The sequence below is a fragment of the Rhizobium sp. NZLR1b genome (genome assembly GCF_019685155.1).
Classification (GTDB): domain Bacteria; phylum Pseudomonadota; class Alphaproteobacteria; order Rhizobiales; family Rhizobiaceae; genus Rhizobium.
In genome coordinates this window covers 39,493-56,636 of sequence record NZ_JABDWC010000009.1, presented here as the reverse complement: position 1 = coordinate 56,636, position 17,144 = coordinate 39,493, and the positions used below count along the sequence as shown (strand labels likewise).

Genomic DNA, 17,144 nt, shown 5'->3' with positions numbered 1-17,144 from the left:
CCGATCTTAGAAGACCGAGCAAAGAACCTCGCCGCCAACGTTCTGTTCGCGAGCCTGGTGATCGGCCATCACACCCTTCGGAGTCGAAAGGATGGTGATGCCGAGGCCGTTCGCGACCTGCGGAATGGACTTGACCGAGACATAAACCCGGCGGCCCGGCTTGGACACACGGCCGATCTCACGGATCACCGACGCGCCTTCATAATATTTCAGCTCGATGCTGAGTTCCGACTTGCCATTGCCGAAATCGACAACGGAATAGCCACGGATGTAGCCTTCGGACTGCAAGACATCGAGAACACGTGCACGGAGCCTGGACGCAGGCGTCGAAACCGACGACTTGCGGCGGGAAGCGCCGTTACGGATACGGGTGAGCATATCGCCCAACGGATCAGTCATTGTCATGTAACCTGCTCCTTACCAGCTCGACTTGACGATACCCGGCACCTTGCCGAAATTGCCCAGTTCACGCAGCGCAATACGCGACATGCGCAGTTTGCGGTAATATGCGCGCGGACGCCCCGAAACTTCGCAACGGTTGCGAACACGGGTCTTCGATCCATCACGCGGCAGGGATGCCAGCTTGATCGAGGCCTTGAACCGCTCTTCGATCGGAAGAGCCTGGTTCATGATGATCGCCTTCAACGCAGCCCGCTTAGCGGACTGGTTGGCGACCGTAGTACGGCGGCGCTTGTTCTTTTCAACTGCGCTTGTCTTCGCCATGTCAGGTTCCTTTTCTACGCTCGTCGTTACGGTTATTGACGGAACGGGAAGCTGAACTCTTTCAGAAGAGCCCGTGCTTCGTCGTCGGTCGTCGCCGTCGTGCAAACGATGATGTCCATGCCCCACATCTGATCAACCTTGTCGTAGTTGATCTCAGGGAACACAATGTGCTCCTTGATGCCCATGGCGAAGTTGCCACGGCCGTCAAAGCTTTTCGGGTTCAGGCCGCGGAAGTCGCGAACGCGCGGGAGCGCGATGTTCACGAGACGGTCCATGAACTCGTACATGCGGGCGCCGCGCAGGGTGACCTTGGCGCCGATCGGCATCTGTTCGCGGACCTTGAAGCCAGCGATAGAGTTGCGTGCGCGGGTGATGACCGGCTTCTGGCCGGCGATCGCTGCGAGGTCGGCGGCAGCTACCGTCGGCTTCTTCGAGTCGGCGGTCGCTTCGCCAACACCCATGTTGATCACGATCTTGTCGAGCTTCGGGATCATCATCTCGTTGGCGTAGGAGAACTGCTCCTGCAACGCCTTGCGGATGCGCTCGACATATTCCTTCTTGAGCCGTGGCTCGTATTTTGCCTCAGCCATCGATCACTTCTCCAGAACGCTTGGCCACACGGACCTTCTTGCCGTCAACAACCTTGAAACCGACGCGGGTCGGCTTGCCGTCCTTGTCGATGATTGCAACGTTAGACAGGTGGACCGGGGCTTCCTTGTTGATGATGCCGGCTTCCTGGGTCTGCGTCTGGCGCTGATGGCGCTTGACGACGTTGACGCCACGAACAACGGCACGATCTTCCTTCGGCATGACCTGGACAACTTCGCCGGTGCGGCCCTTGTCCTTGCCAGCGAGCATGACGACCTTGTCGCCCTTACGAATCTTCTGCATCGCTTCGCTCCTTACAGTACTTCGGGAGCCAGCGAGATGATCTTCATGTGGTTCTTGGCGCGAAGTTCGCGCGGAACCGGTCCGAAGATACGGGTGCCGATCGGCTCTTTTTTGTTGTCGATGAGGACTGCTGCGTTGGTGTCGAAGCGGATGACGGAGCCATCCGGACGACGGATGTCCTTGGCGGTACGAACGACAACCGCCTTCATCACGTCACCCTTCTTCACACGGCCGCGCGGGATCGCTTCCTTGATCGAAACGACGATGACGTCGCCGATCGAGGCATACTTGCGCTTCGAGCCGCCCAGCACCTTGATGCACATGACACGACGTGCGCCGGAATTATCCGCGACGTCGAGGTTTGTTTGCATCTGAATCATATCAGGTCGCCTTCTTGGTTTACCGGAATGGTTGGGCTAGCCCCCTACTCCGGCTTATGAAAATTTTCGCCGGCCGAGATGCCTTGACGGCAGCACAGACGCGGCAATAGCTGAATAGCGCGGGATCGATCGTGCCAGGGTGGTTTCCCGAAGGACCTTCCGTGCGCTCAAAGCAAAAGAACGCCCGGCTTTCGAGCGTTCTGACGCTGCTTCATACAGATATTTCGGCGAGACGCAAGGCCTCGCACAAAATTCTGTTACTGGCCCTGGGCGGAAATCACCGTCCAACGCTTGTCCTTGGAGATCGGCGCGCATTCCTCGATGGATACGGTATCGCCAATCTTGTACTGATTGTTCTCGTCGTGGGCCTTGTACTTCTTGGAACGACGAACGGTCTTCTGGAGCAGCGGGTGAGCGAAACGACGCTCGACGCGAACCACTACCGTCTTCTCGTTCTTGTCGCCAACGACGACGCCCTGCAGGATGCGCTTCGGCATATTTTTCTTCCTTTAGGCCTTAACTTCTGCCGCCTTCTGGCGGGCAATGGTTTTCACGCGGGCGATGTCCTTGCGGACTTCGTTGATGCGCGAGGACTTTTCGAGCTGGCCGGTCGCCTTCTGGAAGCGCAGGTTGAACTGCTCCTTCTTCAGCTTGGCAAGCTCGTCCTTGAGTTGGTCGGCGGTAAACCCGCGAACATCTGAGGCTTTCATGAGCTCAATCCCTTACTCTGCAATGCGCTGAACGAAGCGCGTCTTGACCGAGAGCTTGGCGGAGCCGAGGCGAAGAGCCTCACGGGCGATTTCTTCGCTGACACCGTCGATCTCGAACATCATACGGCCGGGCTTGACCTTGCATGCCCAGTATTCAACGGAGCCCTTACCCTTACCCATGCGGACTTCGGTCGGCTTTTTGGTCACCGGAACGTCCGGGAACACGCGGATCCATACACGGCCGGCGCGCTTCATATAACGCGTGATCGCGCGGCGGGCCGCCTCGATCTCGCGCGCGTTGACGCGGTTGGGTTCCTGAGCCTTCAGGCCGAATTCGCCGAATGCCAGGTCAGAACCGCCCTTAGCGACGCCCTTGATGCGGCCCTTGAACTGCTTGCGGTACTTGGTACGCTTTGGCTGCAACATTTTCTTATTCTCCGAACTTCTCTGCCACGCGCGCTATCAAGCGTTGTCGCGGCGACGGTCTCTGTCGCGGTCACGATCACGGCTTGCCGGACCCTGGGCGTCACCTTCCATCGCACGGCGCTCGGAAGCCATCGGATCGTGCTCAAGGATTTCGCCCTTGAAGATCCAGACCTTGATGCCGCAGATGCCGAATGCGGTTTCTGCTTCAGCCGTGCCGTAGTCGATGTCGGCGCGTAGCGTGTGCAGCGGCACACGACCTTCGCGGTACCATTCCGTACGGGCGATTTCAGCGCCGCCGAGACGACCGGCGCAGGTGATCTTGATGCCTTCGGCCCCAAGACGCATCGCGGACTGAACGGCGCGCTTCATGGCGCGACGGAAAGCCACGCGGCGCTCGAGCTGCTGGGCGATCGACTGAGCGACCAGCGTCGCATCGACTTCGGGCTTGCGCACTTCGACGATGTTGAGGTGCGTTTCCGAATTCGTCATCTCCGACAGCTTCTTGCGGAGCTTGTCGATGTCTGCGCCCTTGCGGCCGATGATCAGGCCCGGACGTGCCGAGTGGATCGTGACGCGGCACTTCTTGTGTGGACGCTCGATGACCACCTTGGAAATCCCGGCCTGCTTCAGTTCGCTCATGACGAACTTGCGCATCTTCAGGTCTTCGTGCAGCAACTGGCCGTACTCGGCATTGTCCGCAAACCAGCGGCTATCCCAGGTACGGTTGATGCCAAGACGGAAACCGATTGGATTGATTTTCTGACCCATTATGCGGCCTCCTCTACTGCCTGCACTTCACGAACGACGATCGTCAGGTGCGCGAAAGGCTTTTCGATGCGCGACGCGCGACCGCGGCCACGAGCGTGGAAACGCTTCATGACGATCGACTTGCCGACATAGGCCTCGGCGACGACAAGCGAGTCGACGTCGAGATCGTGGTTGTTCTCGGCATTGGCGATCGCAGATTCGAGCGTCTTCTTGACGGCACCTGCGATGCGCTTGCGGGAGAACTCCAGCTCAGCGAGTGCGCGCTCGACCTTCTTGCCGCGGATAGCCGCAGCAACCAGGTTGAGCTTCTGGGGGCTGACGCGGAGCGTGCGGGCGACTGCTTGCGCCTCGTTGTCCTTCAGCCGGCGTTCGGCTTTTGCCTTGCCCATTGTTACTTCCTCTTCGCCTTCTTGTCCGCGCCGTGACCGTAATAGGTGCGGGTCGGAGAGAATTCACCGAACTTGTGGCCGACCATGTCTTCATTGACACTGACCGGGATATGCTTGCTGCCGTTGTAGACGCCGAAGGTAAGACCGACGAACTGCGGCAGGATCGTGGAGCGACGGCTCCAGATCTTGATCACTTCTGCACGTCCGCCTTCACGAACCTTCTCAGCCTTCTTGAGAAGATAGCCGTCAACGAACGGACCTTTCCATACTGAACGAGCCATTGGAGACTTCCTCTCTTACTTCTTACGCTGATGACGCGAGCGCATGATCATTTTGTCGGTCGACTTGTTCGACCGGGTGCGCTTGCCCTTGGTCGGCTTGCCCCACGGAGTAACCGGGTGACGGCCACCAGAGGTGCGACCTTCACCACCGCCGTGCGGGTGGTCGACCGGGTTCATGACAACACCGCGGTTGTGCGGACGCTTGCCGCGCCAAACGGTACGACCGGCCTTGCCGTCGTTGATGTTGGCGTGGTCAGGGTTGGAGACGGCGCCGATCGAAGCAAGGCAGGAGCCATGAACGAGACGCTGTTCACCGGAGTTCAGGCGAAGGATCGCCATGCCCTGGTCACGGCCGACGAGCTGTGCGTAACCACCGGCGGAGCGAGCGATCTGACCACCCTTGCCCGGCTTCATTTCCACATTGTGGATGATGGAGCCGACCGGGATGAACTGCAGCGGCATGGTGTTACCGGGCTTGACGTCGACAGCCTTCTCGGAAGCGATGACCTTGTCGCCGGGAGCGAGGCGCTGAGGAGCGAGGATATAAGCCTTCTCGCCATCAGCATAGTTCACCAGCGCGATGAAAGCGGTGCGGTTCGGATCGTATTCGATACGCTCGACCGTGCCTTCGACCTCAAACTTGCGACGCTTGAAGTCGATCAGACGATACGTGCGCTTGTGACCGCCGCCGATGAAGCGGGCGGTGATGCGACCGAGGTTGTTACGACCGCCGCTCTTGGTCAGGCCTTCCGTCAGCGCCTTGACCGGCTTGCCCTTGTAGAGGGCCGAACGGTCGACGATGACCAGCTGGCGCTGGCTCGGGGTGATCGGATTGAATGTTTTCAATGCCATTTTCTTATACCTCAGAGACCGGTGGAGACGTCGATCGTCTGGCCTTCAGCCAGGGTCACAACAGCCTTCTTCACGTCCTTCTGCTTGCCGACGAAACCGCGGAACCGCTTGGTCTTGCCCTTGCGCAGCAGAGTGTTGACGGCCGTAACCTTGACGCCAAACAGCGCCTCGACAGCAGCCTTGATTTCCGGCTTCGTCGCCTGCTTGGCGACATTGAAAACAACCTGGTTGTTTTCGGATACCAGCGTGGACTTTTCGGTGATCGCCGGAGAGACGATCACATCGTAGTGGCGAAGATCGGTCACTTGAATCGCTCCTCTAGCGCTTCAACCGCAGCCTTGGAAAGCACGAGCTTGCCGCGGCGCAGGATGTCATAAACGTTGATGCCCTGGATCGGAAGAACATCGATGTTCGGGATGTTCTGAGCTGCGAGCTTGAAGTTGCCATCAAGTTCTGCGCCACCGATGAAGAGGGCGTTGGTCAGGCCGAGCGTCTCGAATACAGACGCGAGAGCCTTGGTCTTGGCTTCGGTGGCAACCAGGTTGTCGATGACGATGACGTCATCGGCCTTGATCTTGGCCGAAAGAGCGAGACGCAGGCCGAGTGCACGAACCTTCTTCGGAAGGTCATGCTCATGGCTGCGGACGACTGGGCCGTGAGCCTTGCCGCCGCCGCGGAACTGCGGAGCGCGAGCCGAATGGTGGCGGGCGCGGCCCGTACCCTTCTGCTTGTACATCTTGGCGCCGGTGCGCGAAATTTCAGCGCGGCCCTTTGCCTTGTGCGTGCCCTGCTGCTTCTTGGCAAGCTGCCAGCGGATGACGCGGGCGATAATGTCTTCGCGGGGCTCGAGGCCGAAAATCGCGTCCGAAAGGGAAACCTTCCCGGCGTCTTTTCCCTCGAGGGTTTTGACGTTAAATTCCATTGATCTGGCTCCCTTACTTCGCGGCCGACTTGACGGCGTCGCGCACGATGATCCAAGCACCCTTGGAACCAGGAACAGCACCCTTGATCAGGATCAGACCACGATCTTCGTCGGTCGAAACCACTTCCAGGTTCTGCGTCGTGACGCGCGTCTGGCCCATGTGACCAGCCATCTTCTTGTTCTTGAAAACCTTGCCCGGATCCTGGCGCGAGCCGGTCGAACCGTGCGAACGGTGCGAAACCGACACACCGTGCGTGGCGCGGAGACCACCGAAACCATGGCGCTTCATGGCGCCGGCAAAACCCTTACCGATCGTCGTGCCCGTCACGTCGACGAGCTGACCGGCTGCAAAGTGACCCGCCTTGATCTCAGTGCCGATCTCAAGCAGTTGGTCTTCCGACACACGGAATTCTGTGACCTTGGCCTTCGGCTCGACGTTGGCAATGGCAAAATTGCCGCGCATCGCCTTCGACGTGTTCTTCACCTTCGCCTGGCCGGCACCGAGCTGAACTGCGGTATAGCCATTCTTTTCGACAGTACGCGTAGCGACGACCTGGACGGCCTCCATGCGCAGTACCGTTACCGGGACATGCTCGCCGGCGTCGTTATAGACGCGGGTCATTCCCACCTTCTGTGCAATCACACCTGAACGCATCGGTTCAATCCTTCTCACTCAGCCCGAAGACCCGAGGTCTCAGAGCTTGATCTCAACATCGACACCGGCGGCGAGATCGAGCTTCATCAGCGCGTCTACCGTCTGCGGGGTCGGATCAACGATATCGAGAAGGCGCTTGTGCGTGCGCATCTCGAACTGTTCGCGGCTCTTCTTGTCGATGTGCGGGGACCGGTTGACCGTGAACTTCTCGATGCGGGTCGGAAGCGGAACGGGGCCCCGGACGCTTGCACCGGTGCGCTTAGCCGTCGATACGATCTCGCGCGTGGAGGCATCGAGAATCCGGTGATCGAACGCCTTCAGGCGGATGCGGATATTCTGGCCGTTCATTCGACTTTATCCTTGTGTCTGTTATCCGCGTGTCACCATTGAGGGACACGACTTACCTTCAGTTACGTTAGCGGGTCACCGGTTTCAAAGATCGAGAGGGACACCGAGGTCGGCGTCCCTATCCTTTCCTTGGGCCTGGTGGCCCAGCCGCTAGTTACTCGACGATCGAAGCAACGATACCGGCGCCGACGGTGCGGCCACCTTCGCGGATCGCGAAGCGCAGCTTTTCTTCCATCGCGATCGGAACGATCAGCTCGACCGATACCGTGACGTTGTCGCCCGGCATGACCATCTCCGTGCCTTCCGGCAGCGATACGATGCCCGTCACGTCGGTCGTGCGGAAGTAGAACTGCGGACGATAGTTGGTGAAGAACGGCGTATGACGGCCACCCTCTTCCTTCGTCAGGATGTAGGCTTCAGCCATGAACTTCTTGTGCGGCTTGACAGAGCCCGGCTTGCACAGAATCTGGCCACGCTCAACGCCGTCACGGGTGACGCCGCGGATCAGCGCGCCGATGTTGTCGCCAGCCTGGCCCTGGTCGAGCAGCTTGCGGAACATTTCAACGCCGGTCACCGTCGTCTTCGTCGTCGGGCGGATGCCGACGATCTCGACTTCTTCGCCAACCTTGACGATGCCACGCTCGACGCGGCCGGTCACAACCGTACCGCGGCCCGAGATCGAGAACACGTCTTCGATCGGCAGCAGGAACGGCAGGTTGATCGGACGCTCAGGCGTCGGGATGTAGGCGTCGACAGCGGCCATCAGTTCGCGGATCGAATCCTCGCCGATCTTCTTGTCCGAATCTTCAAGGGCGGCCAGCGCCGAACCCTTGACGATCGGGATGTCATCGCCCGGGAAGTCGTAGGACGACAGCAGTTCGCGAACTTCGAGCTCGACCAGTTCGAGAAGCTCGGCGTCGTCAACCTGGTCGACCTTGTTCAGGAACACCACGATGGCCGGAACGCCGACCTGACGGGCCAGCAGGATGTGTTCGCGCGTCTGCGGCATCGGGCCGTCAGCGGCCGAGCACACCAGGATCGCGCCGTCCATCTGGGCAGCACCGGTGATCATGTTCTTGACGTAGTCGGCGTGGCCGGGGCAGTCGACGTGTGCATAGTGGCGGGCCGGCGTCTCATACTCGACGTGTGCCGTCGAAATGGTGATGCCGCGGGCCTTTTCTTCCGGAGCAGCGTCGATCTGGTCGTACGCCTTGTACTCGCCGAAGTACTTCGTGATCGCTGCCGTCAGAGACGTCTTGCCGTGGTCAACGTGGCCAATCGTGCCAATGTTGACGTGCGGCTTGTTGCGCTCAAACTTACTCTTTCCCATTTTCGGGTCTCCATTTTGCTAGTCCCCGAAGGGATCTAATTCTTGTTATCGGTCAATTGGTATTCCGGTCACTTCTGACCGGAATACTTTGCCTGGATTTCTGTTGCGACGTTCGACGGGACCGGCGAGTAGTGATCGAAGGTCATCGTGTACTGAGCGCGGCCCTGGGACATGGAGCGCAGGTTGTCGACGTACTTGAACATGTTCGCGAGCGGAACGTTCGCGTTGATGACGACGGCGATACCACGGCTTTCCTGGCCCTGGATCTGACCGCGACGGGAGTTCAGGTCGCCGATGACGTCGCCGACATAATCTTCCGGGGTCACGACTTCGACCTTCATCATTGGCTCGAGCAGCTGAGCGCCGGCCTTCTTGGCTGCTTCACGGAAGCAGGCACGCGATGCGATTTCGAAAGCGAGAACCGAAGAGTCGACGTCGTGGAAGGCACCATCGATGAGGGTCGCCTTGACGCCGAGCATCGGGAAGCCAGCGAGCGGACCCGAAGACAGAACACTTTCGATGCCCTTCTGGACGCCCGGGATGTATTCCTTCGGAACGGAGCCGCCGACGATCTTCGATTCGAACTTGAATTCCTCGCCGTCCGGGTTCGGTTCGAAGACGATTTTGACGCGCGCGAACTGGCCGGTACCACCGGACTGCTTCTTGTGCGTGTAGTCTTCTTCGTGCGTTCTGGTGATGGTTTCGCGGTAGGCAACCTGCGGCGCACCGACGGTTGCTTCGACCTTGAATTCACGACGCATGCGGTCGACGATGATGTCGAGATGCAGTTCGCCCATGCCGGCGATGATGGTCTGGCCGGATTCCTGGTCGGTCTTGACGCGGAAGGACGGATCCTCAGCAGCCAGGCGGTTGAGCGCGAGGCCCATCTTTTCCTGGTCGCCCTTGGTCTTCGGCTCGATGGCGATCTGGATGACCGGCTCGGGGAATTCCATGCGCTCGAGGATAACCGGCTTCAGCGGATCACAGAGCGTGTCGCCCGTCGTGGTTTCCTTGAGGCCGGCGAGAGCAACGATGTCACCTGCGAAGGCTTCTTCGATGTCTTCACGCGAGTTGGAGTGCATCTGCAACATACGGCCGACGCGCTCGCGCTTGTCCTTGACCGTGTTGATGACCGACGTGCCCTTTTCGAGCTTGCCGGAGTAGATGCGGGCGAAAGTCAGCGAACCGACGAAGGGGTCGTTCATGATCTTGAAGGCGAGCATGGAAAGCGGCTCGCTGTCGTCGGCGTGACGTTCGATTTCAGCTTCAGTCTTGAAGTCGATGCCCTTGATCGCCGGGATGTCCATCGGCGACGGCAGGTAGTCGACGACGGCGTCGAGCAGCGGCTGCACACCCTTGTTCTTGAAGGCGGTGCCGCAGAACATCGGGTGGAACTTGACGTCGATCGTGCCGCGGCGAACGAGTTCGCGGATCTTCTCGTTGTCGGGCAGAATGCCCTCAAGATAGGCTTCCGTCGCGGCTTCGTCGATGTCGACGACCGTCTCGATCAGCTTTTCGCGATACTCTTCAGCCTTGGCCTTCATGTCGTCGGGGATCTCGACGACATCCCACTGGGCGCCGAGCGACTCGTCGCGCCAGATGAGAGCGTTCATCTCGATCAGATCGATGACGCCCTTGAATTCGGTTTCCGCACCGATCGGCAACTGCATGACGACAGCCGTTGCGCCGAGACGGGTCTTGATCATCTCGACGGAGCGATAGAAGTCCGCGCCGGTCTTGTCCATCTTGTTGCAGAAGATCATCCGCGGGACGTTGTACTTCTCGGCCTGGCGCCAGACGGTTTCCGTCTGCGGTTCAACACCGGCATTGGCGTCGAGCAGCGCGATGGCGCCGTCGAGAACGCGCAGCGAACGCTCGACTTCGATGGTGAAGTCGACGTGGCCGGGGGTGTCGATGATGTTGAAGCGACGCGTCTTGCCGTCACGGCCCTTCCAGTAGGTCGTGGTGGCAGCGGAGGTGATCGTGATGCCACGCTCCTGCTCCTGCTCCATCCAGTCCATGGTGGCTGCGCCGTCGTGGACTTCGCCGATCTTGTGCGACTTGCCGGTGTAATAAAGGATACGCTCGGTGGTCGTGGTCTTGCCGGCGTCGATATGCGCCATGATACCGAAATTGCGGTAGTCTTCGATTTTATATTCGCGAGCCATTATGGACTGCCTTTCGATACCGTTCGGAATTACCAGCGATAGTGCGAGAACGCGCGGTTGGCGTCAGCCATCTTGTGCGTGTCTTCGCGCTTCTTGACGGCGGAGCCGCGGTTGTTGGACGCATCGAGCAGTTCGCCGGAAAGGCGGTCAACCATAGTCGTTTCATTGCGCTTGCGGGCAGCAGCGATCAGCCAGCGAATGGCGAGAGCCTGGCGGCGCTCCGGACGAACATCGACCGGGACCTGATAGGTCGCACCGCCGACGCGGCGCGAGCGGACTTCAACGTGCGGGGCAATGTTGTCGAGTGCAGAATGGAAAACCGTGAGCGGCTCCTGCTTGGACTTGCCCTGGACGACGTCGAACGCGCCGTAGACAATGTTTTCAGCAACGGACTTCTTGCCGTCGAGCATGATGGCATTCATGAACTTGGTGACGACGAGATCACCGAACTTCGGGTCCGGATTGATCTCGCGCTTTTCTGCTTTATGACGTCTGGACATAATTTTCGTCTCTTCAACCGTTAAGGCGCTTCATCACGCGGAGGACCTCGCGCAGCGCCGAATTACTCAAAACCGAATTACTTCGGACGCTTCGCGCCGTACTTGGAGCGGCGCTGCTTGCGGTTCTTGACACCTTGGGTATCGAGAACGCCGCGAATGATGTGATAACGGACACCCGGAAGGTCCTTGACGCGGCCGCCGCGGATCATGACGACGGAGTGTTCCTGAAGGTTGTGACCTTCGCCGGGGATGTAACCAATGACTTCGAAGCCGTTGGTCAGGCGGATCTTTGCGACCTTACGCAGAGCCGAGTTCGGCTTCTTCGGCGTCGTCGTATAGACGCGCGTGCAAACGCCGCGCTTCTGCGGGTTCTCCTGGAGTGCGGGAACCTTGTTACGCTTTACGTTCGCCTGGCGAGGCTTGCGGATCAGCTGGTTTACGGTAGGCATTCAACCATCCCTTACGTTTTATCTCAGTACCCTTGCGGGCTTGAACTCGCGCCGTCTCCGGCAGTGACGCACGCTTTCCGTCAATGCGCAAAATATGGCCCGATCCGCTTCCGCAGATGGACCACAAGGAGCAGAGGACGCATATAATTTGCGTCGTGCGTGCAGCATCATGACTTCAACGTGCGTTTAGAACCTTGTTTGAGGTGAACTTCAGGGCGCGTCGCCCCGAACAGCCAAGCCTCACATGGGATCTGATGGCCGGGGTACTACTGGTTTCCACCGATCTCGTCAAGGCCGGTTAAGAAATAAACTCGCCGTATCGCCTTGATCTGCGGGCCTAAGGCCCTGTTTCCAGGCTTCTAGACGAAATCAGGCCCGAGCACCAAGATAAAAACTTGGGCATTGCAGCAAAAGCAGTTAAGGAATCAGCAATTGCGGCGTGCGGCCCTCACAGCAGGATTCGAGCGACCGAATCGTCAAAGAGCCGAAGGACAGGCGATGATTACGACACCTGACAACGACAATAATTTCGACGGGCCGATGATCTTCATCATCATCGGCAAAGGCTACGAGTCCGACGGCAGCGAAGGCATCGACCTGCACATCATGTTGAAGGCGCCCGACGACGACACTGCCGTACGCGAGGCCTTGAACGCCCTTGCCGAGGAAGGCTTCATAGAGGCCGATCTCGACCAGATCGGCATGCTGACCGAGGTGCCGGCCGAAGAGCCGCACGCCTCCGCCTATCAGGGTGCCGTCGATGGCGAGGTCGCGATCATCCGGTTCAACTGAAGGGAGCCGCCGCTTGCGCTGCGGGTCGCCAAAGGCAGCATAAGCGGAAGCAGCGCCTTCCCTCACCCCGACCAACCAAAGCCGACTAAAAACGAAAACCGCCCGGATCGCTCCGGGCGGTTTTTCAATTCGCGTGCCACCAAAGTGGCGGCTTCCGCTGCGGATTATTCCGCAGCCGGAGCCTTTTCGGCCATGTCCTGCAGCATCGGCGTGGCAACGGCTGCGCCGCTGCCCTTGCGGCGCTCTTCGAGGATCATCTCGTCGCGCGACGTGGCGATGCGACGGATCTGGGTCATGGTGCCGCCGGTGCCGGCCGGGATAAGGCGGCCGACAATGACGTTTTCCTTCAGACCCTGCAGGCCGTCGGTCTTGCCGGCGATTGCCGCTTCCGTCAGCACCTTGGTCGTTTCCTGGAAGGACGCGGCCGAGATGAAGGACGGGGTCTGCAGCGACGCCTTGGTGATGCCGAGAAGAACCGGATCGCCGTAGGCAGGCTTCTTGCCCTGCTCGATCAGATGATCGTTGACGTCTTCGAGCTCGATCCGGTCGACATTGTCGCCGACGATATAGGTCGAGTCGCCTGCATCGGTGATTTCCACCTTCTGCAGCATCTGACGGACAATCACCTCGATGTGCTTGTCGTTGATGACAACGCCCTGCAGGCGGTAGACTTCCTGGATCTCGTTGACGAGGTAGGAGGCCAGAGCCTCCACGCCCTTGATCGCCAGGATGTCGTGCGGAGCCGGGTTACCGTCGAGGATGTAGTCACCCTTTTCGATATAGTCGCCTTCCTGAAGGTGGAAGGGCTTGCCCTTCGGGATCAGGTATTCGACAGGCTCGACACCGTCTTCCGCCGGTTCGATGATAACGCGACGCTTGTTCTTGTAGTCGCGGCCGAGGCGGATCGTACCATCGATCTCTGCGATGATGGCGTGGTCCTTCGGACGGCGGGCTTCGAAGAGCTCGGCAACACGTGGCAGACCGCCGGTGATGTCCTTGGTCTTGGCGCTTTCAAGCGGCGAACGCGCGAGGACGTCACCCTGAGAGACCTTGGTGCCCGAATCGACCGACAAGATGGCGTCGACCGAGAGGAAGAAGCGGGCGTCACCACCACGCGACAGCTTCATGATGTTGCCGCTGGCGTCCTTGATGACGATCGCCGGCTTGAGGTCCGAACCGCGCGGGGTCGAACGCCAGTCGATGACCTGACGCTTGGTGATGCCGGTCGACTCGTCGGTGGCTTCCAGAACGGAGAGACCGTCGACCAGGTCTTCGAACTGAACGGTACCAGCCACTTCGGTCATCATCGGACGGGTGTAAGGGTCCCACTCTGCCAGACGCTGGCCGCGCTTGACCTTGTCACCTTCGTCGACATGCAGTTTCGAACCGTAAGCCACACGCTGCGAAGACCGCTCGACGCCACGCTCGTCCAGGATCTGGACGGTCATGTTGCGGCCCATGGCAACGAGGTTGCCATCGGAGTTGCGCAGGATGTTGCGGTTCTTGATCTGCACCGTACCTTCGTACGAAGCTTCGAGGAACGACTGGTCGACCACGGTTGCCGTACCACCAAGGTGGAAGGTACGCATGGTGAGCTGGGTGCCCGGTTCACCGATCGACTGAGCAGCGATGACGCCGACGGCTTCGCCCATGTTGACAGGCGTACCACGCGCGAGGTCGCGGCCGTAGCAGACTGCGCAGACGCCGGTCTGGATTTCGCAGGTCAGCGCCGAGCGGATGCGGATCGACTGGATACCGGCCTTCTCGATTTCGACGACATCGGGCTCGAGGATCATCCTGCCGGCATCGACGATGCGCTCACCCGTGATCGGATGATCGATGTCATCAAGCGCCGTGCGGCCGAGGATGCGGACGCCGATCGAAGCAACCACCTGGCCGGCATCGACGATGGCGGTCATGGTGAGGCCCGTCTGCGTTCCGCAATCGACGTGCGTGACGATGCAATCCTGCGCGACGTCGACGAGACGACGGGTCAGGTAGCCGGAGTTGGCGGTCTTCAGGGCGGTGTCTGCAAGACCCTTGCGGGCGCCGTGGGTCGAGTTGAAGTACTCGTTGACGGTCAGGCCTTCCTTGAAGTTCGAGATGATCGGCGTCTCGATGATTTCACCCGACGGCTTGGCCATGAGGCCGCGCATGCCGCCCAGCTGGCGCATCTGGTTCGGAGAACCGCGGGCACCGGAATGGCTCATCATGTAGATCGAATTCATCGGCTTCTGGCGACCGGTGCTCTCATCGAATTCGACCGCCTTAATGCGGGCCATCATCTCTTCGGCGACCTTTTCGGTGGCCTTGCCCCAGGCGTCGACAACCTTGTTGTACTTTTCGCCCTGCGTGATCAGGCCGTCATTGTACTGCTGCTCGTATTCCTTCACCAGGCTTTCGGTGTCGGCAACGATCTTGGCCTTGGCATCCGGAATGACCATGTCGTCCTTGCCGAACGAAATGCCGGCGCGGCAGGCATGGGAAAAGCCGAGCTGCATGATGCGGTCGCAGAAGATGACCGTGTCCTTCTGGCCGCAGTGGCGGTAGACCGTGTCGATCATCTTGGAGATGTTCTTCTTGGTCATTTCCTGGTTGCAGATGTCGAAGAGCACCTTGCCGTTTTTCGGCAGAAGTTCGCCGATGAGCAGTCGGCCAGGCGTCGTCTCATAGATCTTCGAGTAGGGCTTGCCATCCTCGTCGATCGACTTGAACCGGCCGCGGATCTTGGTGTGCAGCGTCACGACCTTGGTTTCGAGGGCGTGATGCAGTTCGCCGAGATCGGAGAAGGCCATGCCTTCGCCAGGCTCGTTCTGGTTCAGGATCGACAGGTAGTAGAGGCCGAGAACCATGTCCTGCGAGGGAACGATGATCGGCGCGCCGTTGGCCGGATGCAGGATGTTGTTGGTCGACATCATCAGCACGCGGGCTTCGAGCTGGGCTTCGAGCGACAGCGGCACGTGAACGGCCATCTGGTCACCGTCGAAGTCGGCGTTGAAGGCCGTGCAGACGAGCGGATGCAGCTGGATCGCCTTGCCTTCGACCAGGGTAGGTTCGAAAGCCTGGATGCCCAAGCGGTGCAGCGTCGGTGCGCGGTTCAGCAAAACCGGATGCTCGCGGATGACCTCGTCGAGGATATCCCAGACTTCCGGCTTTTCCTTTTCGACCAGCTTCTTGGCCTGCTTGACGGTCGAGGAGTAACCCTTGGCATCGAGGCGGGCATAGATGAACGGCTTGAAGAGTTCGAGCGCCATCTTCTTCGGCAGGCCGCACTGGTGCAGCTTCAGTTCCGGACCGGTGACGATGACCGAACGGCCGGAATAGTCGACGCGCTTGCCGAGCAGGTTCTGGCGGAAGCGGCCCTGCTTGCCCTTCAGCATGTCGGAGAGCGACTTCAGCGGACGCTTGTTGGCGCCGGTGATGACGCGGCCGCGACGGCCGTTGTCGAACAGCGCGTCAACCGATTCCTGCAGCATACGCTTTTCGTTGCGGATGATGATGCCAGGCGCACGAAGCTCGATCAGACGCTTCAGACGGTTGTTGCGGTTGATGACGCGGCGGTAGAGGTCGTTCAGATCCGAGGTGGCGAAACGGCCACCGTCGAGCGGAACCAGCGGACGCAGATCCGGCGGAATGACCGGAACGACCTTCATGATCATCCATTCCGGACGGTTGCCCGATTCCATGAAGTTCTCGACGATCTTCAGGCGCTTCATCAGCTTCTTCTGCTTGAGATCCGACGTGGTCTCGGCAAGCTCAGCGCGCAGATCGCCAGCGATCTTTTCGAGGTTCATCGAGGCCAGCATCTCGTAGATCGCCTCAGCGCCGATCATCGCGGTGAACTGGTCTTCGCCGTATTCGTCAACGGCAAGCATGTACTCTTCTTCCGAGAGGAGCTGGTGCTCCTTGAGGGCTGTCAGGCCCGGCTCGGTGACGATGTAGTTTTCGAAATAGAGGACACGCTCGACATCCTTCAGCGTCATGTCGAGCAGCGTCGAAATGCGTGATGGCAGCGACTTCAGGAACCAGATGTGGGCAACGGGAGCGGCGAGCTCGATATGGCCCATGCGCTCACGGCGAACGCGCGACAGCGTAACTTCGACGCCGCACTTTTCGCAGATGATGCCCTTGTACTTCATGCGCTTGTACTTGCCGCACAGGCATTCGTAGTCCTTGATCGGCCCGAAGATGCGCGCGCAGAAGAGACCGTCGCGTTCCGGCTTGAACGTACGGTAGTTGATGGTTTCCGGCTTCTTGATCTCACCGTAAGACCAGGAGAGGATCTTCTCCGGAGATGCGATCGAAATCCGAATCGAATCGAAATTCTGTGCAGGCACCTGCGGATTGAAAAGATTCATGACCTCTTGGTTCATGCCTGTCTCCTTCATGGGCTGAGAGCCCTCAAAATGCGATGGTCGGCGGCAATTTCCCGGGAGCCGCCTCCCTCGCTTAAACGAGAATAACCGCAAGATGCGGCGAAACTTCCCTTCCGGGCCGACACGGATACGGCGCCCGGTGGGACCGGCGTGCGCCGCGTTGGCAGCGCACGCCCTATCAGGT

At 59.6% G+C, this 17,144-nt stretch carries 22 protein-coding genes; 1 reads left to right on the top strand and 21 read right to left on the bottom strand.

What is annotated here, in order from left to right; all coding sequences use genetic code 11:
• Positions 1-6: 6 nt before the first annotated feature.
• From rpsH to rpsL, 20 genes are all read right to left on the bottom strand, one after another.
• Positions 7-405 (bottom strand): 30S ribosomal protein S8, encoded by a 399-nt coding sequence (rpsH, locus tag HJB84_RS15070; RefSeq protein ID WP_007626077.1) that lies wholly within the window; start codon positions 403-405, stop codon positions 7-9.
• Between the two features lie 12 nt (positions 406-417).
• Positions 418-723, bottom strand: coding sequence for a 30S ribosomal protein S14 (rpsN, locus tag HJB84_RS15065; RefSeq protein ID WP_007626078.1), 306 nt, complete (start codon positions 721-723; stop codon positions 418-420).
• Positions 724-755: 32 nt separating this feature from the next.
• On the bottom strand, positions 756-1,313 hold the full coding sequence (gene rplE, locus HJB84_RS15060; RefSeq protein ID WP_003547560.1) for a 50S ribosomal protein L5: 558 nt from the start codon (positions 1,311-1,313) through the stop codon (positions 756-758).
• Complete coding sequence (gene rplX, locus HJB84_RS15055; protein WP_003547559.1) at positions 1,306-1,614, bottom strand: 50S ribosomal protein L24; 309 nt, start codon at positions 1,612-1,614, stop codon at positions 1,306-1,308. Before rplX ends, rplE begins: the two co-directional genes overlap by 8 nt.
• Positions 1,615-1,625: 11 nt before the next feature.
• On the bottom strand, positions 1,626-1,994 hold the full coding sequence (gene rplN / locus HJB84_RS15050; protein WP_003573790.1) for a 50S ribosomal protein L14: 369 nt from the start codon (positions 1,992-1,994) through the stop codon (positions 1,626-1,628).
• A 257-nt stretch (positions 1,995-2,251) separates the two neighbouring features.
• On the bottom strand, positions 2,252-2,491 hold the full coding sequence (gene rpsQ, locus HJB84_RS15045; protein WP_003573791.1) for a 30S ribosomal protein S17: 240 nt from the start codon (positions 2,489-2,491) through the stop codon (positions 2,252-2,254).
• A 12-nt stretch (positions 2,492-2,503) separates the two neighbouring features.
• Positions 2,504-2,704 (bottom strand): 50S ribosomal protein L29, encoded by a 201-nt coding sequence (gene rpmC, locus HJB84_RS15040; RefSeq protein ID WP_003547556.1) that lies wholly within the window; start codon positions 2,702-2,704, stop codon positions 2,504-2,506.
• 12 nt (positions 2,705-2,716) lie between these two features.
• Positions 2,717-3,130, bottom strand: coding sequence for a 50S ribosomal protein L16 (gene rplP, locus HJB84_RS15035; RefSeq protein WP_003547555.1), 414 nt, complete (start codon positions 3,128-3,130; stop codon positions 2,717-2,719).
• 36 nt (positions 3,131-3,166) lie between these two features.
• Positions 3,167-3,898 carry a 30S ribosomal protein S3 gene (gene rpsC, locus HJB84_RS15030; protein ID WP_003547554.1) on the bottom strand — a complete coding sequence of 244 codons (732 nt, stop codon included), beginning with the start codon at positions 3,896-3,898 and terminating at the stop codon, positions 3,167-3,169.
• A complete protein-coding gene (gene rplV, locus HJB84_RS15025; RefSeq protein ID WP_007626081.1) occupies positions 3,898-4,287 on the bottom strand; it encodes a 50S ribosomal protein L22 in 390 nt (129 codons plus the stop codon). Before rplV ends, rpsC begins: the two co-directional genes overlap by 1 nt.
• 2 nt (positions 4,288-4,289) lie before the next feature.
• Positions 4,290-4,568 (bottom strand): 30S ribosomal protein S19, encoded by a 279-nt coding sequence (gene rpsS / locus HJB84_RS15020; RefSeq protein WP_003573797.1) that lies wholly within the window; start codon positions 4,566-4,568, stop codon positions 4,290-4,292.
• A gap of 15 nt (positions 4,569-4,583) precedes the next feature.
• The gene (rplB, locus tag HJB84_RS15015; protein ID WP_007626082.1) at positions 4,584-5,420 is read right to left on the bottom strand and encodes a 50S ribosomal protein L2; all 837 of its coding nucleotides are present in this window, start codon (positions 5,418-5,420) and stop codon (positions 4,584-4,586) included.
• Between the two features lie 11 nt (positions 5,421-5,431).
• Complete coding sequence (locus HJB84_RS15010) at positions 5,432-5,725, bottom strand: 50S ribosomal protein L23 (RefSeq protein WP_003547550.1); 294 nt, start codon at positions 5,723-5,725, stop codon at positions 5,432-5,434.
• A complete protein-coding gene (gene rplD, locus HJB84_RS15005) occupies positions 5,722-6,342 on the bottom strand; it encodes a 50S ribosomal protein L4 (RefSeq protein WP_207583845.1) in 621 nt (206 codons plus the stop codon). The genes HJB84_RS15010 and rplD overlap by 4 nt, the downstream gene beginning before the upstream one ends.
• A 13-nt stretch (positions 6,343-6,355) precedes the next feature.
• Positions 6,356-6,997, bottom strand: coding sequence for a 50S ribosomal protein L3 (gene rplC / locus HJB84_RS15000; protein ID WP_007626085.1), 642 nt, complete (start codon positions 6,995-6,997; stop codon positions 6,356-6,358).
• Positions 6,998-7,036: 39 nt separating this feature from the next.
• Positions 7,037-7,345, bottom strand: a complete 309-nt coding sequence (rpsJ, locus tag HJB84_RS14995) for a 30S ribosomal protein S10 (protein ID WP_003547547.1) — start codon at positions 7,343-7,345, stop codon at positions 7,037-7,039.
• A 154-nt stretch (positions 7,346-7,499) separates the two neighbouring features.
• A complete protein-coding gene (tuf, locus tag HJB84_RS14990; RefSeq protein WP_207583839.1) occupies positions 7,500-8,675 on the bottom strand; it encodes an elongation factor Tu in 1,176 nt (391 codons plus the stop codon).
• Between the two features lie 68 nt (positions 8,676-8,743).
• Complete coding sequence (gene fusA / locus HJB84_RS14985; protein WP_207583844.1) at positions 8,744-10,843, bottom strand: elongation factor G; 2,100 nt, start codon at positions 10,841-10,843, stop codon at positions 8,744-8,746.
• A gap of 29 nt (positions 10,844-10,872) precedes the next feature.
• On the bottom strand, positions 10,873-11,343 hold the full coding sequence (gene rpsG / locus HJB84_RS14980; protein WP_003578662.1) for a 30S ribosomal protein S7: 471 nt from the start codon (positions 11,341-11,343) through the stop codon (positions 10,873-10,875).
• A gap of 77 nt (positions 11,344-11,420) precedes the next feature.
• Positions 11,421-11,792, bottom strand: coding sequence for a 30S ribosomal protein S12 (gene rpsL, locus HJB84_RS14975; RefSeq protein WP_003547537.1), 372 nt, complete (start codon positions 11,790-11,792; stop codon positions 11,421-11,423).
• A gap of 498 nt (positions 11,793-12,290) precedes the next feature.
• Here rpsL and HJB84_RS14970 point away from each other — a divergent pair, with 498 nt between their 5' ends.
• Positions 12,291-12,584, top strand: coding sequence for a hypothetical protein (locus HJB84_RS14970; RefSeq protein WP_007626097.1), 294 nt, complete (start codon positions 12,291-12,293; stop codon positions 12,582-12,584).
• Positions 12,585-12,748: 164 nt separating this feature from the next.
• Here the strand turns inward: HJB84_RS14970 and rpoC are convergent, their stop codons facing one another.
• On the bottom strand, positions 12,749-16,957 hold the full coding sequence (rpoC, locus tag HJB84_RS14965; protein WP_207583843.1) for a DNA-directed RNA polymerase subunit beta': 4,209 nt from the start codon (positions 16,955-16,957) through the stop codon (positions 12,749-12,751).
• Between the last annotated feature and the right edge of the window lie 187 nt (positions 16,958-17,144).

Bases quoted from the DNA above. Each gene is read 5' to 3' on its own strand.
- tuf (WP_207583839.1), bottom strand. From the start codon at position 8,675: ATGGGAAAGAGTAAGTTTGAGCGCAACAAGCCGCACGTCAACATTGGC.
- rpsJ (WP_003547547.1), bottom strand. From the start codon at position 7,345: ATGAACGGCCAGAATATCCGCATCCGCCTGAAGGCGTTCGATCACCGG.
- rpsH (WP_007626077.1), bottom strand. From the start codon at position 405: ATGACAATGACTGATCCGTTGGGCGATATGCTCACCCGTATCCGTAAC.
- rplD (WP_207583845.1), bottom strand. From the start codon at position 6,342: ATGGAATTTAACGTCAAAACCCTCGAGGGAAAAGACGCCGGGAAGGTT.
- fusA (WP_207583844.1), bottom strand. From the start codon at position 10,843: ATGGCTCGCGAATATAAAATCGAAGACTACCGCAATTTCGGTATCATG.
- rpsN (WP_007626078.1), bottom strand. From the start codon at position 723: ATGGCGAAGACAAGCGCAGTTGAAAAGAACAAGCGCCGCCGTACTACG.
- rpsS (WP_003573797.1), bottom strand. From the start codon at position 4,568: ATGGCTCGTTCAGTATGGAAAGGTCCGTTCGTTGACGGCTATCTTCTC.
- rpoC (WP_207583843.1), bottom strand. From the start codon at position 16,957: ATGAACCAAGAGGTCATGAATCTTTTCAATCCGCAGGTGCCTGCACAG.
- rplE (WP_003547560.1), bottom strand. From the start codon at position 1,313: ATGGCTGAGGCAAAATACGAGCCACGGCTCAAGAAGGAATATGTCGAG.
- rpmC (WP_003547556.1), bottom strand. From the start codon at position 2,704: ATGAAAGCCTCAGATGTTCGCGGGTTTACCGCCGACCAACTCAAGGAC.
- rplX (WP_003547559.1), bottom strand. From the start codon at position 1,614: ATGCAGAAGATTCGTAAGGGCGACAAGGTCGTCATGCTCGCTGGCAAG.
- rpsQ (WP_003573791.1), bottom strand. From the start codon at position 2,491: ATGCCGAAGCGCATCCTGCAGGGCGTCGTCGTTGGCGACAAGAACGAG.
- rplB (WP_007626082.1), bottom strand. From the start codon at position 5,420: ATGGCATTGAAAACATTCAATCCGATCACCCCGAGCCAGCGCCAGCTG.
- HJB84_RS14970 (WP_007626097.1), top strand. From the start codon at position 12,291: ATGATTACGACACCTGACAACGACAATAATTTCGACGGGCCGATGATC.
- rplV (WP_007626081.1), bottom strand. From the start codon at position 4,287: ATGGGCAAGGCAAAAGCCGAACGCCGGCTGAAGGACAACGAGGCGCAA.
- rplN (WP_003573790.1), bottom strand. From the start codon at position 1,994: ATGATTCAGATGCAAACAAACCTCGACGTCGCGGATAATTCCGGCGCA.
- rpsG (WP_003578662.1), bottom strand. From the start codon at position 11,343: ATGTCCAGACGTCATAAAGCAGAAAAGCGCGAGATCAATCCGGACCCG.
- rpsC (WP_003547554.1), bottom strand. From the start codon at position 3,898: ATGGGTCAGAAAATCAATCCAATCGGTTTCCGTCTTGGCATCAACCGT.
- rpsL (WP_003547537.1), bottom strand. From the start codon at position 11,792: ATGCCTACCGTAAACCAGCTGATCCGCAAGCCTCGCCAGGCGAACGTA.
- rplP (WP_003547555.1), bottom strand. From the start codon at position 3,130: ATGTTGCAGCCAAAGCGTACCAAGTACCGCAAGCAGTTCAAGGGCCGC.
- rplC (WP_007626085.1), bottom strand. From the start codon at position 6,997: ATGCGTTCAGGTGTGATTGCACAGAAGGTGGGAATGACCCGCGTCTAT.